Genomic DNA, 19,475 nt, shown 5'->3' on the forward strand with positions numbered 1-19,475 from the left:
CCGTCAGTTGCTCTGCCAGTCGCGCGGACCGCGCGAGCCGGCTTGATACTCATGCATCGGCACGTCGTCGCGCTGCCAGGCCGCGAGCACCGGCTCGACGATGCGCCAGCACTCCTCGGCGGCATCCCCGCGCACCGCCAGCCGCGGGTCGCTGTCCAGGATCGAGGCGAGCACCTCGCCGTAGGGGAGCAGCTGGCCACCGCCGAGCTCGCCCCGCAGCACGGTCTGCTCGAGCGTGAAGGGGTCGCCCTTGCCATTCGTGGTGATGTGCAGCTCGAAGCCGTCGGGCTTGAAGTCGATCACCAGCTTGTCAGGGGTGTCGCGGCCGGCGAAGCCCTCGGGCACGAGCGCCGGCGCCTTCCAGTGGATGATCGCGCGCTTGCGGATGCCGGCGAGCGACTTCCCGGAGCGCAGGATGAAGGGCACGCCCGCCCAGCGCGCGGTGGCGATGTCGACCTGCACCTCGGCGAGGGTCTCGGTGCGCAGCTCAGGCTCCACCCCATCCTCGGAGGTGTAGTCGGGCACGGCGCGGCCTTCCACGCTGCCGGCGGTGTAGCGCGCGCGGCGTGAGTCCTTGACGGGATCGACGATGCTTGCCGCGCGCAGCACCTGGCTGATCGCATCGCGCAGATCGCGCGCCGAGACGCTCGCGATCGGCTCGATGGCGATGAGCGCCATGATCTGCAGCAGGTGCGACTGGATCATGTCGCGCAGGGCGCCGTTGCGGTCGTAGTAGCCCGCGCGGCCCTCGAGCGTGACGGTCTCGTCATAGAGGATCTCGATCTTGGCGATGCTGTCCCGATCCCAGACCGGCTCCAGCAGTCGGTTGGTGAAGCGCAGGCCGAGCAGGTTGAGCACCGTGTGCAGTCCGAGGAAGTGGTCGATGCGGAAGACGCGCTCCTCCGGCACGATCCGCGTCACGAGCTCGTTCAGCCGCACCGCGGCCTCATGGCTGTCGCCGAAGGGCTTCTCGATCGCGAGAATCGTGCCCTCTGGCACGCCCACTTGCTCGAGCGTGCCGCAGACCAGCTCGGTCACGTGCGGCGGCAGCGCGAAGTAGATCACGAGCCGGTCGCACTCGATCGATTCGACGAGCGCCGTGAGTGCTGCCGGGTCGGTCGCGTCCGCGGAGACGTAACGCGTCGATGCGAGCACCGCTTTCGCTGCAGAGCCCAGCACGCCGTCGAGCTGCAGCGCCGTGCGCACGCGATCGTGCCAATCGTCGTCGCTCAGCACGCGCAGGTCGGCGCCGACGACCGTGACGCGCCGGTCGGGCTCCGCGCGCAGCAGGGTGGCGATGCCCGGCAGCAGCAGTCGGCTGGTGAGGTCGCCGGATGCGCCGAGGATGAGCAGGGTGGTCGTGGGCGTCGAGGCCATGGCTCGATCCTTGCACTCGAAGCCTTGCGCGGTCGCGTGCCGGTGTCGGTCGCAGCCGACCGCGGTCACCAGATCGTGCCGCCGCCGATCGAGATGCCGCCGTAGGTGAGCAGCACGAACACGATCGCGAGCACGGCCGGCGCGATGCCGCGCCCCCCGGCATGGCGCGACTTGAACAGTGCGATGACGGCGAGGATCCCCGCCACGGCACCCAGGCCGCCGCCGAGGATGAGGCCGACGAAGAGCGGGATCGGCATGAGGATCAGGCCGAGGAGGCCGAGCCAGAATGCCCACCACGCCCAAGGGTTGGAGCGCTTGGTCTGCATGCCACCATCCTCTCGCATCTCGCCTTCGAGGTCGCCGGGAGCGCGGTCGCCGAATGACCCTTGACGCGAGCCGTAACAGTGTCATACTTAGTGCGCAGCGCCCTCACCCGTCGTGACCGGGTGGGGGCGCGGTAAAGACCGTGACGTGGGGGTCGTGCGAGGCTGGGGCCATGAAGAAGCGCGACCTCCACCTCACGGGTGATGCCACTGCCGATCGCCTGCTCTCCGACGACGACTTCGCGTTGCTCACCGGCATGCTGCTCGATCAGCAGGTGACCATGGAGAGCGCGTTCGCGGGACCGGCGAAGCTGCTCGCTCGACTCGGGCGCTTCGACGCCGCCGAGATCGCCCGCATGGACCCCGACTCCTTCCTCGCCGCGTTCAGCGAGAAGCCCGCCGTGCACCGCTTCCCCGGATCGATGGCGAAGCGCGTGCAGGCGCTCGCGAATGAGATCGTCGAGCATTGGGGCGGGGACGCGGGCGCGATCTGGCGGCAGGGCGATCCCGACGGGGCAGAGGTGCTGCGCAGACTCAAGGCGCTACCCGGCTTCGGCGAGCAGAAGGCCAAGATCTTCCTCGCGCTGCTCGGCAAGCGCGCCGGCTTCGACGGCGCAGGCTGGACCGAGGCATCCGATCCCTACGGCGAGCCGGGCGCGCGTCGGTCGGTGGCAGACATCGTCGATGCGGAGTCGCTCGCCGAGGTGCGTGCGGCGAAGCAGGCGGCCAAGGGCGCGGCGAAGCAGGCGAAGGACGCGAAGGCCTGACTCGACCGCCGATCGCGCGTTCTTCCGCAGGTCGAGGAGGTGGTGGCCCGGAGAGCCGCCGCCGTCACGAGACCGGTATCCGACGGGGTATCTCGGAATCATCCGAGCGGGTGACGCGGCGCTCGCGGCGGCTGCCTAGGGTGAGCGCATGACGTCGCTTGCAGCCCGCACATTCGCGTCGCTCACGCCGCAGGCTGTGCCGAGCGATCCGGTCGCGCTCGAGCGGCTGCGGCGAGAGCGGCTGCGCAGCAGCATCGGCTGGCTCACGGGCGGCGTGGCCGCGGCACACCTCGCGGGGCTGCTCACGCTGTGGGCTGCGCAGCCAGTCGGCGGATGGATGTGGTTCGGTCTCACGGCGCTTCTCGCGGCCGCCATGCTCGCCGCCGGATTCGCGCAGCTGGTGCTGCTGATGCGTGCGGAGCAGCGAGGGATTCCCGCGGCGGTGACGATCGGGGCGGTGGCGACGCTCGGCGTCTTGACCGCGCCGCTGGCGGGATTCCTGCTGTTCGTAGCCGGAGTCTTCCAGCTCGTCGCTCCGGTCGCAGCGATGGCGTTCGGGATCGGTCTGCTCGCGTGCGATCCCAGCATGAGAGCGGGCGTTCGTCGCCCCTGGACCGGCGCTGCGAGCGGGTTCGTCGTGGTCATGCTCGCGATCGCGGCCGGGGTGCTCGACACGCTCGTGCTGCTGCCACTCGCCATGGCCCCTGGACGATCGCTGACGGAGATCTCGGCCGCGCTCACCTCGGCGGGAGAGGGCGGCGGTATGTGGGTGCCGCTCGCTTGGGCGACCCTGTGGTTGGCCGCAGCCGCGCTGTTGGCGCTCGGTCTGCTGCGCAACCGTCGCACCCAGCGCGGCGCACTGGGCGTGATGCTGGGTGCCGCGACGGCCGCGCTCTTCGCGCTGCCGATTGCGCAGTTCCCGATCGGGATGAGCATGGGCGACACGTTCGTCACGCAGGGCGGCGGCGCTTCGGCGCTCTTCCCCGCACTCATCTTCGTCGCCTCCCTGTGTGCGGCGCTGGCCAGCGCACTGCTGATCGGCTCAATGCGCCGCTGAGACTCCGATCGATCGCAGCAGCGCATCGACGGCAGACGCTGCGTGCGCGCGCTGCTGGGCGGGGGAGAGGATCGCGTCGTCGCCCAGCAGCATCGCCGCGTTCAGCGGCGCGCCCATGACGAGCCAGTTGAAGCGCTCTGCCGCGGCGCTCGTGTCGTGCTCGGGCAGCGACCCGGCCTCGACCCACGCCGCGAGGCGCCGCTCGACGCCTGCCATGGCCCTCGCCGGGCCGTGCTCGAACAGCGCCCTGCCGAGCTCGGGGAACCGGTTCGCCTCACCGATCACCAGCCGTCGCAGCCGCAGGATCCTCGGCGTCAGCACCGCGTCGAGCATCTCGATCGCCAGCGCCGTCAGGTTCTCGGCCGGTGGCCCGGATGCATCCGCCGCCTCGTGACCGAGGGGGTCGCCCGTGGAGACGGTCATCGAGGAGACGAGCTCGACGAAGAGCGCCTCCTTGCTGCCGAAGTGCTTGTAGACCGTCTGCTTCGAGGAGCCGGCGAGCCGCGCCACCTCGTCCATGCTCGCCCCGACGAAGCCGTCGCGCAGGAAGACCACCTCGGCGGCACTGAGGATGGCGGCGCGGATGCGCTCGGTGCGGCCGGCCCCGCGGGTGGGCCCCGGGTTGGACTCGGTCCCCGACGCGATCGTTGACATAAGTGAACTGTACCGTCTAGTTTGACCACGGACGACCCGAATCGATCGGGTCTTGAGAGGGTCACCGATGACGACAGAGACTGCGATCGCAATCGATGCCACGATCGTGCGCCATGAGCACGACGGCGGGTGGACGTATGTGCCGCTGCCCGGGTCGAAGGACGTGTTCGGCACGGGCAAGGCCATACGGGTTGCGGGCACCGTCGACGACGTCCCCATCGAGGCGACGCTGCTGCCGATGGGCGGCGGCACCCACATGCTGCCGCTGAAGCAGACGATCGTGCGAGCGCTCGGCAAGGGCGGCGGGGAGCGGGTCGCGGTGCGACTTGCGCCGCGCGAGGAGCGCACACGATGACGGAGTACGCGGAGACCAGCGCGGGCGACCGCATCGGATTCGATCGCTATGGCGAGGGTCCGGGCGTCGTCTTCATCGCGGGGGCGGGGCCGTTCCGCGCGATGGACACGACGACCACGGAGACCGCGAAGCTGGCTGCGCGGGAGGGCGTGCAGACGCTCGTCTACGACCGGCTCGGCCGTGGGGACAGCCAGGCGGAGGGCGATCTGACGCTGGATCGCGAGATCGCGGCGATCGCTGCGGCGATCGACGAGGTGGGCGGCAGTGCCGTGCTCGTGGGCCACTCATCCGGATGCTCGATCGCGCTGGCAGCGGCGGATGCCGGATTGCCGGTGACCGCGCTCGCACTCTGGGAGGCACCGATCGGGCAGTTCTCCGGCGGTGCTGCGCAGTTCGAGGCCGACTTCCTCGCGCACCTCGACGCCGGCGACCTCGAAGCGGCGCAGAAGGAGTACATGCGCGACATGCCGCCGGAGTTCTTGGAGGGCGCGATGCAGGATCCTGCATGGCCGCAGATCGCGATGGGCAGCCGCACCTATCGCGCCGACGCCCGCTCGCTCGCATGGGCCGAGGAGGTGCCGGCTGCGGAGCGCTACGCCCGCATCACGGTGCCGGTGCTCGCGATGGTGGGCGAGGAGACGTTCCCCGGCATGACGGAGACGGCGAATGCGCTCGCGGCGGCCATCCCGAGTGCGACCATGCGCGTGATGCCCGGTGCCATGCATGACTGGGAGCCGGGGCCGATGGCCGCGGCGATCGCGCGGCTGGCGGGGTCGGGCGCCTCGTAGAGCCCGACGGAGGTGGAGGAGGTGGCGGCCCGGAGGGTCGCGACCGTCTCGAGACCGGGTGCCGATGGGTGCGTTCCGGTCTCGTGACGCGCGCGCCTGCGGCGCGTGCTCCTCGACATTGAGGATGGGGGTGGTGGTTCCGGGTCCGTGGCCTGGCCTTCTCCTCGCCCGACTCTCTCGATGTCATTCGTAGGACTTGTCGGTCACGGATCTGGGGCCGCTGCCCTTGGTTCGGTCGGGAGGCCGAGCCGGGCGGGGACGTGACCTAATAGGACTCTGTCCGACCACGACTACTCAATGTTGTGTCCGCCCGGCCCGGTGAGGTCATCCAACCGATCACGATCGATTGGAGACAGAGCCCATGCTAATCACCCACCCCGAGCAGGCGCAGCGGACAATCGTCGTCGCGGGCGTCGACACGCATAGAGACACGCACCACGTGGCCGTGCTCGACTTGGCCGGCCGCCCGCTCGCGATCGAGCAGTTCCCCGCATCACCTCCCGGCTACCGGCAGCTGCTCGCGTTCGTGGCCGCGCACGGCGTCATCGACAAGATCGGTGTCGAACTGACCGGCTCCTACGGCGCCGGCCTCACCCGCCACCTGACCGCCGCCGGGGTGACCGTGATGGAGGTGAACACCACCGACAAGGCCACCCGCGCCCGCCGCGGCAAGGACGACGCGATCGACGCCGTCGCCGCGGCGCAGAAGACACTCTCCGGCATGGCCTCGGCCACGCCCAAGGACACCACCGGCGCCACCGAAGCGATCCGCCTCCTCACCGCCGTCCGCGACCTCGCCGTCAAGCAGCGCACCCAAGCGATGAACCAGGTCCACGCGCACCTGGTCACCGCGCCCGAGCAGCTGCGAGAACCGCTCCGAGGCATGCCGCGGGCGGCGCTGCTGCGCGCCCTGCGCGGACTCCGCCCCGACCGGACACGTCTGGTCGAACCGGTCCAGGCCGCCAAGGCGGCGCTGCGCGCGCTCGCCGAACGGATCCGCGCCCTCGACGCGGAGATCACGACCGCCGACGCCGACCTGGCAGCACTCGTCACCGCGACCGCACCCACCCTGCTCGCCCGACCAGGCGTCGGCGTCCACACCGCGGCCCGCTTCCTCATCACCGCCGCGAACAACATCGACCGACTCCACAGCAGCGCCGCCTTCGCACGCCTCTGCGGCGCAGCACCCGTGCCCGTCTCCTCCGGCAAAACCCACCGCATGCGGCTCCACCGCGGCGGCGACCGGCAAGCCAACCGCGCCCTCCACATGATCATCATCGGCCGCATCAAGAACGACCCACGCACCCAGGCCTACCTCGCCAAGAAACTCGCCGAAGGACACTCCAAACGAGACGCCATCAGAGCCCTCAAGCGCTACCTCTGCCGCGAAATCCTCGCCGCCCTGAAACACGACCTCAACCCCACTTGACTTCCATAGGACTGTCCTACGGAGAGCGGCGGCGCTTCGCGCGGCCGCGGGGGAGCAGCTGCACCGACGGCAGGCGCGGGCTCGCGAGCGGCGGCGCCTCGTCGTCGACCACCGTGCCGAAGCGCGGCCGATCGGCTGGGCTCGCGTCGCGCTCGCGCATCCACTGCTCCCGGGCCTCCTGCACCTCGTCGTGGTCGGTGCCGACGAAGTTCCAGAACATCACGATCTCCTCGTCGAACGGCTCACCGCCGATCAGCACCGCGATCCCGTCCTCCGCCGCCGAGAGCACCACCGACTCGCGCCCGGGCGCCGCATACGCCATCGCACCCCTGCGCACGGGTACGTCGTCGACCGAGATGCCATCGGTGAGCGCGAGCACCCCGTGCTCGAAGTCACCGCGCAGCTCGAGCCGCGCCTCGCTGCCGGCGACCATGCGCAGCTCGACGCCAAGCAGGGGCGTGTAGGCGCCCACCTGGCTCGCCGCGCCCGCGTAGTCGCCGACGAAGACGCTGCCGCTGACGCCGTCGCCGAGTGCCACGGGCGGCACCGAGTCGAGCCCGTCGAACGATGGCTCGCGGTCGCGCTCGTGGCTGGGCAGCACCGTCCACAGCTGCAGGCCGTGCAGCACGTCGGTGTCGGGCGTGGAGTACTCGCTGTGCGCGATGCCGCGGCCCGCGGTCATGATGTTGAGTCCGCCCGATCGCACGGTGTGCGAGAAGCCCGCGGAGTCGCGGTGCTCGATGGCACCGTCGACGAGCCAGCTCCAGGTCTGCAGGCCGGTGTGCGGATGCGGTGGCACGACCATGCCGGGGCCGCCCAGCAACGACGAAGGACCGAAGGCATCGACGAAGCACCAGGCGCCGATGAAGTGGCGGTGCTTGTTGGGCAGCACCCGCTGCACCGGCATCGCCCGCGGGCCGCCGAGCGGCACGTCCCTGGGCAGCAGCAGCTCCAGTCCCGCAGCGGCGGCCTCGTCGACACATGCCTGTTCGCTGTTCTCGACGATGGTCGCCTCATCGTTGCTCATGGCGCCACGGTAGCCGAGGCCGCGCCGCCCGCTCGAGCGGTCGCGGCCGCGGTGCTCTGCCGCCGGCGATGCCGCCGGCCGGCATGCGTGTCCCGTGAGCGCGTCGTACGATCGCAGGGTGACTGAGCAGCCTGCCGGGTGGTACCCGGACCCGTTCGCGGCCGTCCCGGGTGCGAGCCGCTACTGGGACGGCGAGCGCTGGACGAGCCATGCGCAGGCCCCGGCGCCCCAGCCGCAGCCCGCGCACTCGGAGCTGGCGGCACCCGGTCGCGGCTTCGGCTGGGAGCAGCCATCGGCTGGTCGTCCGGACGACTCCCCGGAGGCCTTCGGCACGGGCGAGGCTCGAGCGCCGCTGGCGAGCTGGGGTCGGCGCGTCGCCGCCTACCTGCTCGACGCCATCCCGATGGTCGTCCTCACCATGCTGCTGCTGCAGATGCTGGGCGTCACCGAGGCGCTGACGAGCGCGATCGAGGCCGACGGTACCGCGGGCATCGACGAGGCGAACGCGATGCTGACGGCGCTCAGCCCCACGGGGATGACGATCACACTCGCGAACCTGCTCTTCGCCGCGCTCTACAACATCGGCTTCCACGTCTCGCGCGGCGCGACGCCGGGCAAGATGCTCCTCGGCATCCGCGTGCGCCAGGTCGAGCAGGACCGCAACCCGGAGCTCAGGCAGGCGAGCATCCGCTGGCTCGTGCAGTTCGGCCCCGGCATGCTCAACGGCGTGCCGGTGATCGGCATGCTCAGCGGCTTCTTCAGCATCGCCGACCACCTGTGGCCGATCTGGGACGCCGATTCGCAGGCCCTGCACGACAAGGCCGGACGCACGCTGGTGGTGCGCTCGCGCTAGCGATCAGCCGCCGAAGACCGCGTCGCCGAAGATGATGACGAGGATGCCGGCCACTGCCAGCAGCACGCACGCGCTCATCAGGGCGACGCTGAGCGCCGTCGACCCGGGCCGGTGGCTCTCGAAGGCGCGGATGCCGAGCGCATAGATCAGCGGGATGCCTGCTCCCAGGAGCAGCCCGACCAGCAGCACCGAGAGCACGGCGGTCGCGAGCGCACCGAAGTCGAACTCCATCACAGGCCTCGATTCGTGCGGCTGGCCTTGCGCTTGCGCTTGCGCGGGCGGGAGAGCGGCGCGATGTGCGACGCGACCGCGCTGTACTCGCGGTCGATGCCGCGCTTGCGCTCGGCCTTCGGCTGCTCCCACTCGTCGGTGACGTTGTGGTGGCCGACGGGGCTGAGGCGCGAGCGCAGCCACATGGCGGTGCACGCGACGATGAGGATCGTCGTGACGACCAGTGCGCCCCAGAAGTGGCCGAAGAGGTTCGCGATCAGCAGGCACACCGCGCCCACGGCACCGGCGGCCGGCAGGGTGATGAGCCAGGCGATCAGCATGCGGCGCGCAACGCTCCAGCGCACCTTCACGTCCTCGCGCGCCAGGCCCGAGCCGATGACGGAGCCGGAGGCGACGTGGGTGGTCGACAGTGGAAGGCCGAGTTGGCTGGAGGTGAGGATGATGGATGCGCTGGAGAAGTCGGCGGCCATGCCCTGCCGCGGCGAGATGTCGACGATGCCCTTGCCGAGCGTGCGGATCACGCGCCAGCCGCCCATGTACGTGCCCAGTGCGATGGCGATGGCGCAGGCGAAGCGCACCCACAGCGGCATGTCGGAGGAGGAGTCGAGGGAGCCGTGCGCGACCAGCGCGAGGAAGATCACGCCCATGGTCTTCTGCGCATCATTGGTGCCGTGCGCCAGCGACATGAGCGAGGCGGCGCCGATCTGCCCCCAACGGAAGCTGCGCTGCTGTGCGCGCTCGCTGATCGTGCGCGTCACGCGATGCACGAGCCAGGTGCCGCCGAATGCGACGACCGCGGCGATCACCGGGGCGAAGAGCGCCGGGATCAGGATCTTCTGCGCGACCCCGCCCCAGAGCACACCAGAGATGCCCAAAGCCGCGATCGTCGCGCCGATGAGCCCGCCGAAGAGCGCGTGACTCGAGGATGAGGGCAGCCCGAACAGCCACGTCAGCACGTTCCAGACGATGGCGCCGGTCAAGCCGCTCAGCACGATGAGCATGAGCTGCTCGCCGTCGACCCCGGTGAGATCGACGATCCCGCTGCCGACGGTGCGCGCCACCTCGATCGAGAGGAAGGCGCCGACCAGGTTCAGGATGGCGGACAGCGCGACGGCCGGCTTCGGCTTCAGCGCACCGGTCGCCACCGAGGGAGCCATCGCGTTGGCGGTGTCGTGGAAGCCATTCGTGAAGTCGAACGCAAGCGCGACGACGATGACGATGACGAGGATGGCGACTTCCGGCACCGCGCTAGTCTGCCACCTCCGCGGCGCCCCCTCGTGCGCGCTGCGCGTCGCGCCCGCGGCGCCGGATCACTGCCTGGTCACACCCAGCCAGTAGAACGACTGCGTGCCGAACGTGAGCGAGAAGCGCCCATCCTCGGCGATGGTGGGGAACGCCCCGCCGCCAAACAGGTCGTTGAGCCGTGAACCCGCGAACATCGGCGCGTCGATCGTGACGTGCACCGGGTTGTGGCTGAACGAGAACACGCACAGCACATCCTCCGCGCGCGGCCCGTTGTAGGTGCCGTCGCCCTCGTAGGAGCGCACGAAGGCGAGCACCGCATCGTTGTCGGTGTCGAGCACCGTGATGTCGCCCAGCCCGAACACGGGGTGCTGTCGGCGCACGTGCAGCACCGACCGCATCCAGTGCAGCAGGCTCGACGCCTGCGCCATCTGCGACTCCACGTTGACCGCGGAGTAGTGATAGACGAGCGACTGCACGACGGGCAGGAACAGCTTGCCCGGGTCGGCGGTGGAGAAGCCGGCGTTGCGATCGGGCGTCCACTGCATCGGCGTGCGGGATGCATCGCGATCATCGAGCCAGATGTTGTCGCCCATGCCGATCTCATCCCCGTAGTAGAGGAAGGGCGAGCCCGGCAGCGAGAACAGCAGCGCGTTCGCGAGCTCGAGCTCGGCGCGCGAGTTGTCGAGCAGCGACGCGAGGCGACGTCGGACACCGATGTTCGAGCGCATCCGCGGGTCGTAGGCGTACCAGCCGTACATCGCCTGCCGGTACTCCTCGCTCACCATCTCGAGCGTGAGCTCGTCGTGGTTGCGCAGGAAGACGCCCCAGGTGGCGCCCGGGGGCACCTCGACCTGCTCAGCCAGGATGCGCTTGAGCTCGACCGAGTTCTGCGCCCGCAGCGAGTAGAAGATGCGGGGCATGGTCGGGAAGTCGAATGCCATGTGGCACTCGGGCTCCTCGTCGGTGCCGAAGTAGGCGGCGGTCTCGGCCGGCCACTGGTTCGCCTCGGCGATCAGCACGCGGCCCGGGTACTCGTCGTCGACGATCCGGCGCAGCTTGCGGATGTACTCGTGCGTTGCGGGCTCGGACTCGCCGTTGCCGTCCTCCGACTCGTACAGGTAGGGGATCGCGTCGAGCCGGATGCCGTCGACGCCGAGGTCGAGCCAGAAGCGCAGCGTGTCCTCGATCGCCTCGTGCACCGCCGGGTTCTCGAAGTTCAGGTCGGGCTGGTGCGAGAAGAAGCGGTGCCAGTAGAACTGCCGGCGCACCGAGTCGAACGCCCAGTTCGAGTCCTCGGTGTCGACGAAGATGATGCGCACGTTGGGGTATCCCTCGTCGTCATCGCGCCAGACGTAGAAGTCGCCGTACGGACCGTCCGGATCCTCACGCGATGCCAGGAACCAGGGGTGCTGGTCGGAGGTGTGGTTGATCGGCAGGTCGATCATCACGCGCATGTTGCGGGCGTGGGCCTCGGCGACGAAGTTGCCGAAGTCGTCGATGGTGCCGTACTCGGGCAGCACCGCCTTGTAGTCCGAGACGTCGTAGCCGCCATCGCGCAGGGGCGACTGGAAGAACGGCGGCACCCAGATGCCGTCGATGCCGAGCCACTGCAGGTAGTCGAGCTTGGACGTCAGTCCCTGGAAGTCGCCGAAGCCGTCGCCGTTCGAGTCGACGAACGATCGCACCATGACCTCGTAGAACACCGCCTTGCGGTGCCACTCATGGTCGAGCGTCAGCCCGGGCGCGTGGGAGGACTGGAGGGGGATGGGGGAGGTGAAGCTCACGGGCGCTCCTTGCCGAGGGCGTGTGCGTTGGGTCGAGCGGCGGGCAGGTGGGATTCGGCCGCACACAACGCTAGCCGGATGCCCGCCGAGTGCAAGGTCATCGCGGCCGCGCCGTCGATGCGCGCACCACGAGCTCGGGTGCGTAGTTGGTGTGGCTGCAGTCGGGCTCAGCCCGCTCGCCGCGCTGTGCAGCGCTGCGCAGCGCGCTCATGATCCAGGCGACCACATCCTCACCATGCTGCGCCGGATCCTGTCGGATGGTCGTCAGCCCGAAGGTCGCGGAGGCGGGCACGTCGTCGACGCTGATGACGCTCAGCTCCTCCGGCACTCGGATGCCCAGCTGCTGCGCGGCGATCAGCACGGCGATCGCCACCTCGTCGGTGCCGGCGAAGATCGCAGTCGGGCGGTCGGCGCGCTCGAGCATCGCGCGCACTTCGCCGTGTGCACCGCCGAGCGTGGTCGGTACCGTCGGCACGGGCCGCAGCCGCAGGCCGTGCTTCGCCACCACCGCCTCGAAGGCGCGCTTGCGGCGGTCGGAGGAGGAGGCGTCGAAGGGCTGCACCTCGGTGGCGCTGGAGATGTGCAGGAGGTCGGTGTGGCCCAGCTGCACGAGATGCTCGGCCGCGAGCTCCCCGGCCGCATCGTCGTCGAGGCTGAACGAGCGCGTGTGCGGGGTCGGCTCGCCGACGGTGGCGACGGGGATGCGGAGCTTCGCGAGCCGCGCGAGGTCGCTGCCGACGAGGCTGCGGGTGATGGTGACGAGCCCGTCGACCTCGCCACGGCGCATGAAGCGCTCGAACTTCTCGTGGCTGCCGTGGCCGAGCGTGCCGAGGTCGTACAGCAGCAGGTCGTGCTCGTGGGCGTCGGCCGCCTGCGCGACGCCGTGCAGCACGCTGCCGAAGTACCAGCGATCGACTGCGGGCGTCAGTACACCGATCGTGCGCGTCATGCCGGTAGCGAGCCTGCGGGCGGCACCCGAAGCACGGAAGCCGAGCTCGGCCGCAGCGTGCTGCACGCGCTCGCGGGTCGCGGTCGAGACCGCATCCGCACCCGACAGTGCACGGGAGGCAGTGGCCTTCGAGACCCCGGCGGCGCGGGCGACGTCATCGAGCCGAGGCATGCGCCCTCCTCCCTCTGCGCCGGTCGCCGCAGTCTGCTCCGTTGTGGAACCGGTTCCGACGATAGTCGCGCGTCGCGCCGCCGCCGGATGGGTCAGGCGATGATCGTTGCCGAATCGCAACCTGCCGATGCGCGACACCGCGCCGACAGGTGCGCTAGCGTCACTCCAAATGGAACCGGTTCCGGTTTCGGTTCTCGGCACGACGCGGTGCAATGCGCGCCGCGTGTGCCGAAAGCACTGAGCGAAGGAGTTCACGTGAAGCACGCACGCAGGATCGCGATGCCGCTGGGTATCGCTGGCGTCGCCGCGCTCGCCCTCACCGGCTGCGTCGGCGACGAACCGACCGACCCATCGGCGGCTCCCGGCGGGGGAGAACCCGCCGCAGGCTGCGAGGCATACGCCGACTACGGCACCTTCGAGGGTGCCGAGGTCGGGATCTACGGCACGATCCTCGACGTCGAGGCCGACCGACTCAACGAGTCCTGGGCCGAGTTCTCGGACTGCACGGGCATCGAGGTCGTCTACGAGGGCTCCGCAGAGTTCGAGGCGCAGATCAATGTGCGGGTGCAGGGTGGCAACCCGCCCGACCTCGCCATCTTCCCCCAGCCGGGCCTGCTGGCATCGGTCGCAGGCACGGGCAGCGTGCTGCCCGCGCCCGAGTCGGTCGTCGCCAACGCGCAGGAGTTCTGGACCGAGGACTGGCAGGAGTACGGCACGGTCGACGGCACGTTCTACGCCGCGCCGCTCATGGCGAGCGTCAAGGGCTTCGTCTGGTACTCGCCGTCGGTCTGGGCTGAGAACGGCTGGGAGGTGCCGACGACGCTCGACGAGCTCGACGAGCTGACCGCCACGATCGCGGATTCCGGCACCATGAAGCCGTGGTGCGTGGGCTTCGGCTCCGGCGAGGCGACCGGCTGGCCGGGTACGGACTGGGTCGAGGACTACGTGCTGCGCACGGCCGGCCCCGACGTCTACGACCAGTGGATCGCGCACGAGATCCCGTTCGACGACCCGCAGATCGTCTCGGCCATGGATCGCGTCGGTGACCTGATCAAGAACCCCGACTACGTCAACGGCGGATTCGGCGACGTGTCGACGATCGCCACGCAGGACTTCGGCACCGCCGGTCTCCCCGTGCTCGACGGCGAATGCGGCATGCACCACCAGGCCTCCTTCTACGAGGGCTTCTGGGGCGACGGCGTCACGATCGCCGAGGACGGCGACGTCTGGGGCTTCATCCTGCCGGGCACCGAGGCCGACGCGGCCGCCGTCACCGGTGGTGGCGAGTTCGTCGGAGCGTTCAGCGACGAGGAGGAGGTCGTTGCAGTGCAGACCTTCCTCTCCAGCGCAGAGTGGGCCAACAGCCGCGTCTCGCTGGGTGGCGTCATCTCCGCCAACTCCGGTCTCGACGCTGCCAACGCGTCGAGCCCGCTGCTGCAGTCGGCAGTGGAGACCCTGCAGGACCCGGCCACGACCTTCCGCTTCGATGGTTCTGACCTGATGCCCGGCGCGGTCGGGGCAGGCACCTTCTGGAAGGCGATGGTCGACTGGGTCTCGGGATCGGACACCGCGACCGTGCTCGGCGAGGTCGAGTCCAGCTGGCAGTAGTGATTCGCTGAGTCGGAGGCGGGGGTCGCCCAGGTGGCCCCCGCCCCCGTCTCCACCGGAGGTGACGCATGACCACGATGGATCTCATCGGCAAGCTGCTGCAGGGGGTCGTCGGCCTAGGGGCCTTCGGCGTCGTGATGGCGCTGCTGCTGGCCTTCCTCGATCGACCTGAGGACAAGCCGCGACCCGAGAGCTGGCGAGCCGCCGTCATGCAGGGGCTGCGCCCGCGCCTGCTGATCATCGGCGTGCTCGTGCTGCTCGCGCTGCTCGGTCGCCTGCTCTACGGCATCGTGCCGTGGATGACGCAGGGGCTGACGAATGTGCTCATCATCGTCGCGATCGCGGGCACCGCGGTGGTCGTGCTGCAGTGGCTGCTCGACCGACTGCTGCAGCCCAGGTCGCCGGCCGTGCGATCGGCGGTGCTCCGCACCCTCGGCGCTGCCGGCGTCGCTGCGGTCGCGGTGGTCGCCTCGATGGCGGATCGCATCGCGATGCTCGACTGGGTCACCGACGACTTGACGCTCGCCGCCAACCTCATCGGCTGGCCGGTCGTCGGGGCGCTGCTCGTGACTGCCGCGCTCGCGTTCACATCGCATCGCGTCCGCCGCCAGGGCCGGCTGATCGTGTGGCTGCTCGCAGCCGTGGCCGTCGTGGTGATCACCTTCATGCTCGAGCAGGGCAGGGAGCAGCCGATCGGCGTCTGGTCGTGGGCCGGTGCGCTGGCGCTCAGCGTGCTCGGCATACTCGGCTATCTCGCCGACCGCGACGAGGACTCGAAGCCCATGCTGGTCTTCCTCGTGCCCGCGACGCTGCTGCTGACCGTCGGCCTCATCTACCCGGCGCTGCGCACCACGCTGCTGGCGTTCACCGACCGCACGGGCGCGTTCACCGGGCTCGACAACTTCGTCTGGATGTTCACGCAGCGCGATGCGCTCATCACGCTCGGCAACACCGTCGCCTGGGTGATCCTGGTGCCGCTGCTGTCGACCGCGGTCGGCCTCGCGTATGCGGTGTTCATCGACAAGAGTCGCGGCGAGCGCGTCTACAAGATGCTGGTGTTCATGCCGATGGCGATCTCCTTCGTCGGCGCGAGCATCATCTGGAACTTCATGTACGCCTACCGCGGGCCGGCGCAGGATCAGATCGGCCTCGTGAACCAGCTCATCGTGCTGGTCGGCGGCGAGCCGCAGCAGATCCTGCAGAACAGCCCGTGGAACACGCTGGCGCTCATCATCGTGATGATCTGGATCCAGACCGGCTTCGCCATGGTCGTGCTCTCGGCCGCGATCAAGGGCGTGCCGACCGAGCAGCTCGAGGCGGCCGAGATCGACGGCGCCAACCCGTGGCAGCGGTTCCGCAACGTCACCGTTCCCGGCATCCGCACGTCGATCGTGGTGGTCATCACGACCATCTCCATCGCCACGCTCAAGGTGTTCGACATCGTGCGCACCATGACCGCCGGCAACTTCGACACCTCCGTGGTCGCGAACGAGATGTACACCCAGGCCTTCCGCTCCGGTGAACCCGGCCGCGGCGCGGCCCTGGCACTGATCCTGTTCGTCATGGTGCTGCCGATCGTCGTCTACAACATCCGCGTCCTGAACCAGCAGAAGGCGATCCGATGAGTCAAGTCGCAGTCACCCCAGACCCCGAGATCACGCCGGAGAGCGCGGATGCGGCGGTCGGCAAGCCGCGCACGCGGGCCGATCGCGTCAAGCGGCGCCTCACGAGCCCGTGGGCGACCATCGCGGCGCTGCTCATCGCCGTGCTCTGGACCATCCCCACCTTCGGGCTCCTGCTCTCGTCCTTCCGACCTTCCGGCCAGATCGCGACCACCGGCTGGTGGACGTTCTTCTCGAACCCGGAGCTGACGCTCGACAACTACACCGAGGTGCTCTTCTCCGGCTCGGCCAGCTCGCCGCAGCTGGGTGAGTACTTCGTCAACTCGCTCATGATCGCGATCCCGGGCTCGATCTTCCCGCTCGTGCTCGCGTCGCTCGCCGCGTACGCGTTCGCCTGGATCAAGTTCCGCGGCTCGTCGACGTTGTTCGTGATCGTGTTCGCGCTGCAGATCGTGCCGCTGCAGATGGCGCTCATCCCGCTGCTGCAGCTGTTCGTGAGCTTCGTGCAGCCGTTCCAGATCGCCCTGCACGACCTGCTGCCGTTCATCAGCGAGAAGCAGTTCATGCCGGTGTGGATCGCGCACGCGATCTTCGGCCTGCCGCTGGCGATCTTCCTGCTGCACAACTTCATCTCGCAGATCCCGGGAGAGGTGATCGAGGCGGCGCGGGTCGATGGCGCCGGGCATGGCCAGATCTTCTTCCGCATCATCCTGCCGCTGGCGATGCCCGCGATCGCCTCGTTCGGCATCTTCCAGTTCCTCTGGGTGTGGAACGATCTGCTCGTCGCGCTGGTCTTCTCCTCCGGCACGCCAGATACCGCGCCGCTCACGCAGCGGCTGGCAGAGCTCGCCGGATCCAGAGGAGAGAACTGGGCGCGACTCACGGCGGGCGCGTTCGTCTCGCTCATCGTGCCGCTCATCGTCTTCTTCGGCCTGCAGCGCTACTTCGTGCGAGGGCTCATGGCGGGCTCGGCGAAGGGCTGAGGAGGCGCGACCGGCGCCGGCTGGCGGATCCGCACCCCCGGATCCGCCAGCCGGCAGTCAGGCAGGCTTCCGCCGCGCCGTGACGAGGGCGCGGCATCGGTCGAGGAGGCGGCGCGGATCGACGGCGTCGGCGTGTTCCGCGATTCCCGTGGCGATCGTGTTCTTCATCTTCCAGCGCCGCATCACGACGGAGGGCGGCGAGAAGGGCTAGCCGATCGGGTCGGGGGCCGACGGCACGATGTGCAGATGCGCGCGCGACCGCGTGGCCGTGTGCGCCTTGCTCCGCGAGGCCAGGCCGTGCGCGGGCGCCTCGTCGAGACCGACCACGGCGGGCTCCCGGACGCGCGGCTGCTGCTCGTGGTGGGCGAGGAGCGCCAGCTGGACGGGCACGACGGAGGCCGATGCCCAGGCTTGCGGCGAGCACGCGGCCGGGTGCGGGATCGGCACGTCGGTGTCCTCGGTGCCATAGCCGGCGAACACCTCCGGCATCCGGCCGTCGAAGGCCGCGGCGGCGCGCTCGAGCTGCTCGGCCAGCTCTCGAGCCTCGGCGTGGAACCCGGAGCGCAGCAGCCCCTCGATCGCGATCGCGGTGTCGTGCGGCCAGATCGCCCCGCAGTAGTGGGCGAGCGGCCAGTAGCGCTCGGCATCGGTCGACATGGTGCGCAGGCCGAAGCCGGAGGAGAGCCGTGCATCGAGCAGCAGCCGCGCGACGGCCTCCTCCTCGGCGTCGTCGAGCAGCGTCGTGCCGATGAGGTGCCCGATGTCGCTCACGAGCGTCTCGAAGGGGCGCCCCTGCGCATCGAGTGCCATCGCCGGGAACCGAGTGCCGTCGCGCTCCACCCAGAACTGCGCGCGGAATCGGGCGCGCAGCTGCGCGGCCCAGTGTCGCAGCGGTGCACCGTCGTCACCGAGCTCATCGAGCAGTCGCGCGGCGCCGACCGCCGCACGGCAGGCGAGGCCCTGCACCTGCGCGGTCGCCACGCCGACCTCGTCGGTGCTGAAGCGCATGCCTGCGCCGTCACCGGACCAGCCCTTGCCCGCGACGCCCATGCCGCGCTCGTCATCGGAGGTGACGAATCCGTCGCCTGCAGCGCTCTGCATCCACGCCAGCGCGGCATGCAGCGCTGGGCGCAGCTCCCGCACCGTCTCCAGCGGCATCCCGGCCTCCCAGGCGTCGTGCAGCAGCACGATCCACAGCGGCGTCGCGTCGATCGAGCCGGAGTAGACCGGCGGCGCCTCGACGCCCGGGCGCAGCGGATCGGTCGCTCCCTGCTGCATCGAGTGCAGGATCCGGCCGGGCTGCTCGCCCGTGGCGGGGTCGACCCGCACCCCCTGGCGGGCCGCGAGCGTGCGGAGCGTGCCCTCGGCGAGCCGACGGTGCCGCGGCAGCAGCAGCCGCGTGGCGATCAGCGCATCGCGGGCGACCATGGTCATGTGCCAGGGCGCGCCGGCGGCGGGAAAGGCGCCGTGGCCCGCATCGAGCAGCAGGTTCTCGAGATCGGCCATCGCGCGCGTCGCCCAGCGGTCGAGCGCGGGGCGCCCGGAGCGCGGCTCCTCAACGAGGAGCGCCGGGCCGTTGATGCCGTGCAGCGCAAGGCTCGGGTCGACGAGCTCGAGCTCGAGCGTCACGCCGACCCAGTCTTCGCGCACGACATGCACCTGCTGCGAGACCACGACCCGGCTGCCGTCGATGCGCACGCGACCGCCGTGGCTACGCACGCGCAGGGTGCGGATGCCGTCGGAGGCGAGCACCTCGTCGCCCTCCATCTCGAGCGTGATCGCGACGGCCTCCGGGGTGCCGGCCTGCACCGTGGAGACCGGGGCGAACTGCACGTCGCAGGAGAGCTCGATCGCCGCGTCGACGGGTTCGGCGCCGCCGTTGATGAGCGTCACCCGCTCGATGACGGCGCCTGCGGTGATCTCCCGCATCCGCTCGAGGGTGACGCGCGGGCGGGGGCGACCCGTCGCCGGGTCCAGCGGGACCGCGCGGAAGATGATCCAGTCGGGATCCTCCGAGGTGGCGATGGGCGCGACCGGGAGGCCGTCGATCCGCAGCTCGAGGCCGCTGACGTATCGCCAGTCGCCGTGGAAGACGCCGTGGGCGCCGCCCAGCATCGAGCCGTCCTGCGCCGACCAGATCTGCGTCGGCGCGGCAAGCGCAGCGAGCTCCCGATGCAGGAGTGGCACGTGCACGCCACTCCCTACGAGCTCTGTGCGCATGGGGCGCTCCGATCGGTGGATGAGGCTGTTTC

18 protein-coding genes are annotated in these 19,475 nt (G+C 70.1%); 9 read left to right on the forward strand and 9 right to left on the reverse strand.

Translation table 11 applies throughout. The features are described 5' to 3' along the window. Positions 1-3: 3 nt before the first annotated feature. Entirely contained in the window at positions 4-1,377 is a 1,374-nt protein-coding gene (locus ABG090_RS00190) for a glucose-6-phosphate dehydrogenase (RefSeq protein ID WP_347755237.1), read from the reverse strand. A gap of 65 nt (positions 1,378-1,442) precedes the next feature. Beyond that, a complete protein-coding gene (locus ABG090_RS00195; protein ID WP_347755240.1) occupies positions 1,443-1,703 on the reverse strand; it encodes a hypothetical protein in 261 nt (86 codons plus the stop codon). 170 nt (positions 1,704-1,873) lie between these two features. Here ABG090_RS00195 and ABG090_RS00200 point away from each other — a divergent pair, with 170 nt between their 5' ends. Beyond that, positions 1,874-2,467, forward strand: a complete 594-nt coding sequence (locus ABG090_RS00200) for an HhH-GPD-type base excision DNA repair protein (protein WP_347755241.1) — start codon at positions 1,874-1,876, stop codon at positions 2,465-2,467. A gap of 148 nt (positions 2,468-2,615) precedes the next feature. Beyond that, complete coding sequence (locus ABG090_RS00205; protein WP_347755244.1) at positions 2,616-3,524, forward strand: hypothetical protein; 909 nt, start codon at positions 2,616-2,618, stop codon at positions 3,522-3,524. Here ABG090_RS00205 and ABG090_RS00210 read toward each other — a convergent pair. Continuing rightward, positions 3,510-4,178, reverse strand: a complete 669-nt coding sequence (locus tag ABG090_RS00210) for a TetR/AcrR family transcriptional regulator (protein WP_347755246.1) — start codon at positions 4,176-4,178, stop codon at positions 3,510-3,512. The two genes, ABG090_RS00205 and ABG090_RS00210, sit on opposite strands and share 15 nt — an antisense overlap. A 67-nt stretch (positions 4,179-4,245) precedes the next feature. On the opposite strand from ABG090_RS00210, the gene ABG090_RS00215 reads away from it, so the two are divergent. The 3 genes from ABG090_RS00215 to ABG090_RS00225 all read left to right on the forward strand — a co-directional run bounded on the left by ABG090_RS00215 (position 4,246) and on the right by ABG090_RS00225 (position 6,750). Then, positions 4,246-4,533 carry a DUF1905 domain-containing protein gene (locus ABG090_RS00215; protein ID WP_347755248.1) on the forward strand — a complete coding sequence of 96 codons (288 nt, stop codon included), beginning with the start codon at positions 4,246-4,248 and terminating at the stop codon, positions 4,531-4,533. Further along, a complete protein-coding gene (locus tag ABG090_RS00220; protein WP_347755251.1) occupies positions 4,530-5,321 on the forward strand; it encodes an alpha/beta hydrolase in 792 nt (263 codons plus the stop codon). Before ABG090_RS00215 ends, ABG090_RS00220 begins: the two co-directional genes overlap by 4 nt. Before the next feature lie 361 nt (positions 5,322-5,682). Then, positions 5,683-6,750: an IS110 family transposase gene (locus tag ABG090_RS00225; protein WP_347755254.1), complete on the forward strand. Its 1,068-nt coding sequence runs from the start codon at positions 5,683-5,685 to the stop codon at positions 6,748-6,750. A gap of 16 nt (positions 6,751-6,766) precedes the next feature. Here ABG090_RS00225 and ABG090_RS00230 read toward each other — a convergent pair whose 3' ends face one another. Then, the gene (locus ABG090_RS00230) at positions 6,767-7,777 is read right to left on the reverse strand and encodes a pirin family protein (RefSeq protein ID WP_347755256.1); all 1,011 of its coding nucleotides are present in this window, start codon (positions 7,775-7,777) and stop codon (positions 6,767-6,769) included. 118 nt (positions 7,778-7,895) lie between these two features. On the opposite strand from ABG090_RS00230, the gene ABG090_RS00235 reads away from it, so the two are divergent. Continuing rightward, positions 7,896-8,630, forward strand: a complete 735-nt coding sequence (locus ABG090_RS00235; protein WP_347755258.1) for an RDD family protein — start codon at positions 7,896-7,898, stop codon at positions 8,628-8,630. Positions 8,631-8,633: 3 nt separating this feature from the next. On the opposite strand, the gene ABG090_RS00240 is transcribed toward ABG090_RS00235, so the two are convergent. From ABG090_RS00240 to ABG090_RS00255, 4 genes are all read right to left on the reverse strand, one after another. Continuing rightward, entirely contained in the window at positions 8,634-8,861 is a 228-nt protein-coding gene (locus ABG090_RS00240; protein ID WP_347755261.1) for a hypothetical protein, read from the reverse strand. Then, positions 8,861-10,105 (reverse strand): inorganic phosphate transporter, encoded by a 1,245-nt coding sequence (locus tag ABG090_RS00245; RefSeq protein ID WP_347755263.1) that lies wholly within the window; start codon positions 10,103-10,105, stop codon positions 8,861-8,863. Before ABG090_RS00245 ends, ABG090_RS00240 begins: the two co-directional genes overlap by 1 nt. A 66-nt stretch (positions 10,106-10,171) precedes the next feature. Further along, positions 10,172-11,890 (reverse strand): maltose alpha-D-glucosyltransferase, encoded by a 1,719-nt coding sequence (treS, locus tag ABG090_RS00250; RefSeq protein ID WP_347755266.1) that lies wholly within the window; start codon positions 11,888-11,890, stop codon positions 10,172-10,174. A gap of 97 nt (positions 11,891-11,987) precedes the next feature. Then, positions 11,988-13,010 carry a LacI family DNA-binding transcriptional regulator gene (locus ABG090_RS00255; RefSeq protein ID WP_347755268.1) on the reverse strand — a complete coding sequence of 341 codons (1,023 nt, stop codon included), beginning with the start codon at positions 13,008-13,010 and terminating at the stop codon, positions 11,988-11,990. Between the two features lie 279 nt (positions 13,011-13,289). Between ABG090_RS00255 and ABG090_RS00260 the strand changes: the two genes are divergently transcribed. From ABG090_RS00260 to ABG090_RS00270, 3 genes are all read left to right on the forward strand, one after another. Next, on the forward strand, positions 13,290-14,618 hold the full coding sequence (locus tag ABG090_RS00260; RefSeq protein ID WP_347757626.1) for an ABC transporter substrate-binding protein: 1,329 nt from the start codon (positions 13,290-13,292) through the stop codon (positions 14,616-14,618). A 665-nt stretch (positions 14,619-15,283) separates the two neighbouring features. Beyond that, positions 15,284-16,243: a sugar ABC transporter permease gene (locus tag ABG090_RS00265; RefSeq protein WP_347757628.1), complete on the forward strand. Its 960-nt coding sequence runs from the start codon at positions 15,284-15,286 to the stop codon at positions 16,241-16,243. Next, on the forward strand, positions 16,240-17,223 hold the full coding sequence (locus ABG090_RS00270) for a carbohydrate ABC transporter permease (RefSeq protein ID WP_347755271.1): 984 nt from the start codon (positions 16,240-16,242) through the stop codon (positions 17,221-17,223). Before ABG090_RS00265 ends, ABG090_RS00270 begins: the two co-directional genes overlap by 4 nt. A gap of 207 nt (positions 17,224-17,430) precedes the next feature. Here ABG090_RS00270 and ABG090_RS00275 read toward each other — a convergent pair whose 3' ends face one another. Further along, on the reverse strand, positions 17,431-19,416 hold the full coding sequence (locus ABG090_RS00275) for a glycogen debranching N-terminal domain-containing protein (protein ID WP_347755273.1): 1,986 nt from the start codon (positions 19,414-19,416) through the stop codon (positions 17,431-17,433). Between the last annotated feature and the right edge of the window lie 59 nt (positions 19,417-19,475).

The organism is Agrococcus sp. ProA11, assembly GCF_039880525.1.
In the GTDB taxonomy this organism is placed as follows: Bacteria; Actinomycetota; Actinomycetes; order Actinomycetales; family Microbacteriaceae; genus Agrococcus; species Agrococcus chionoecetis.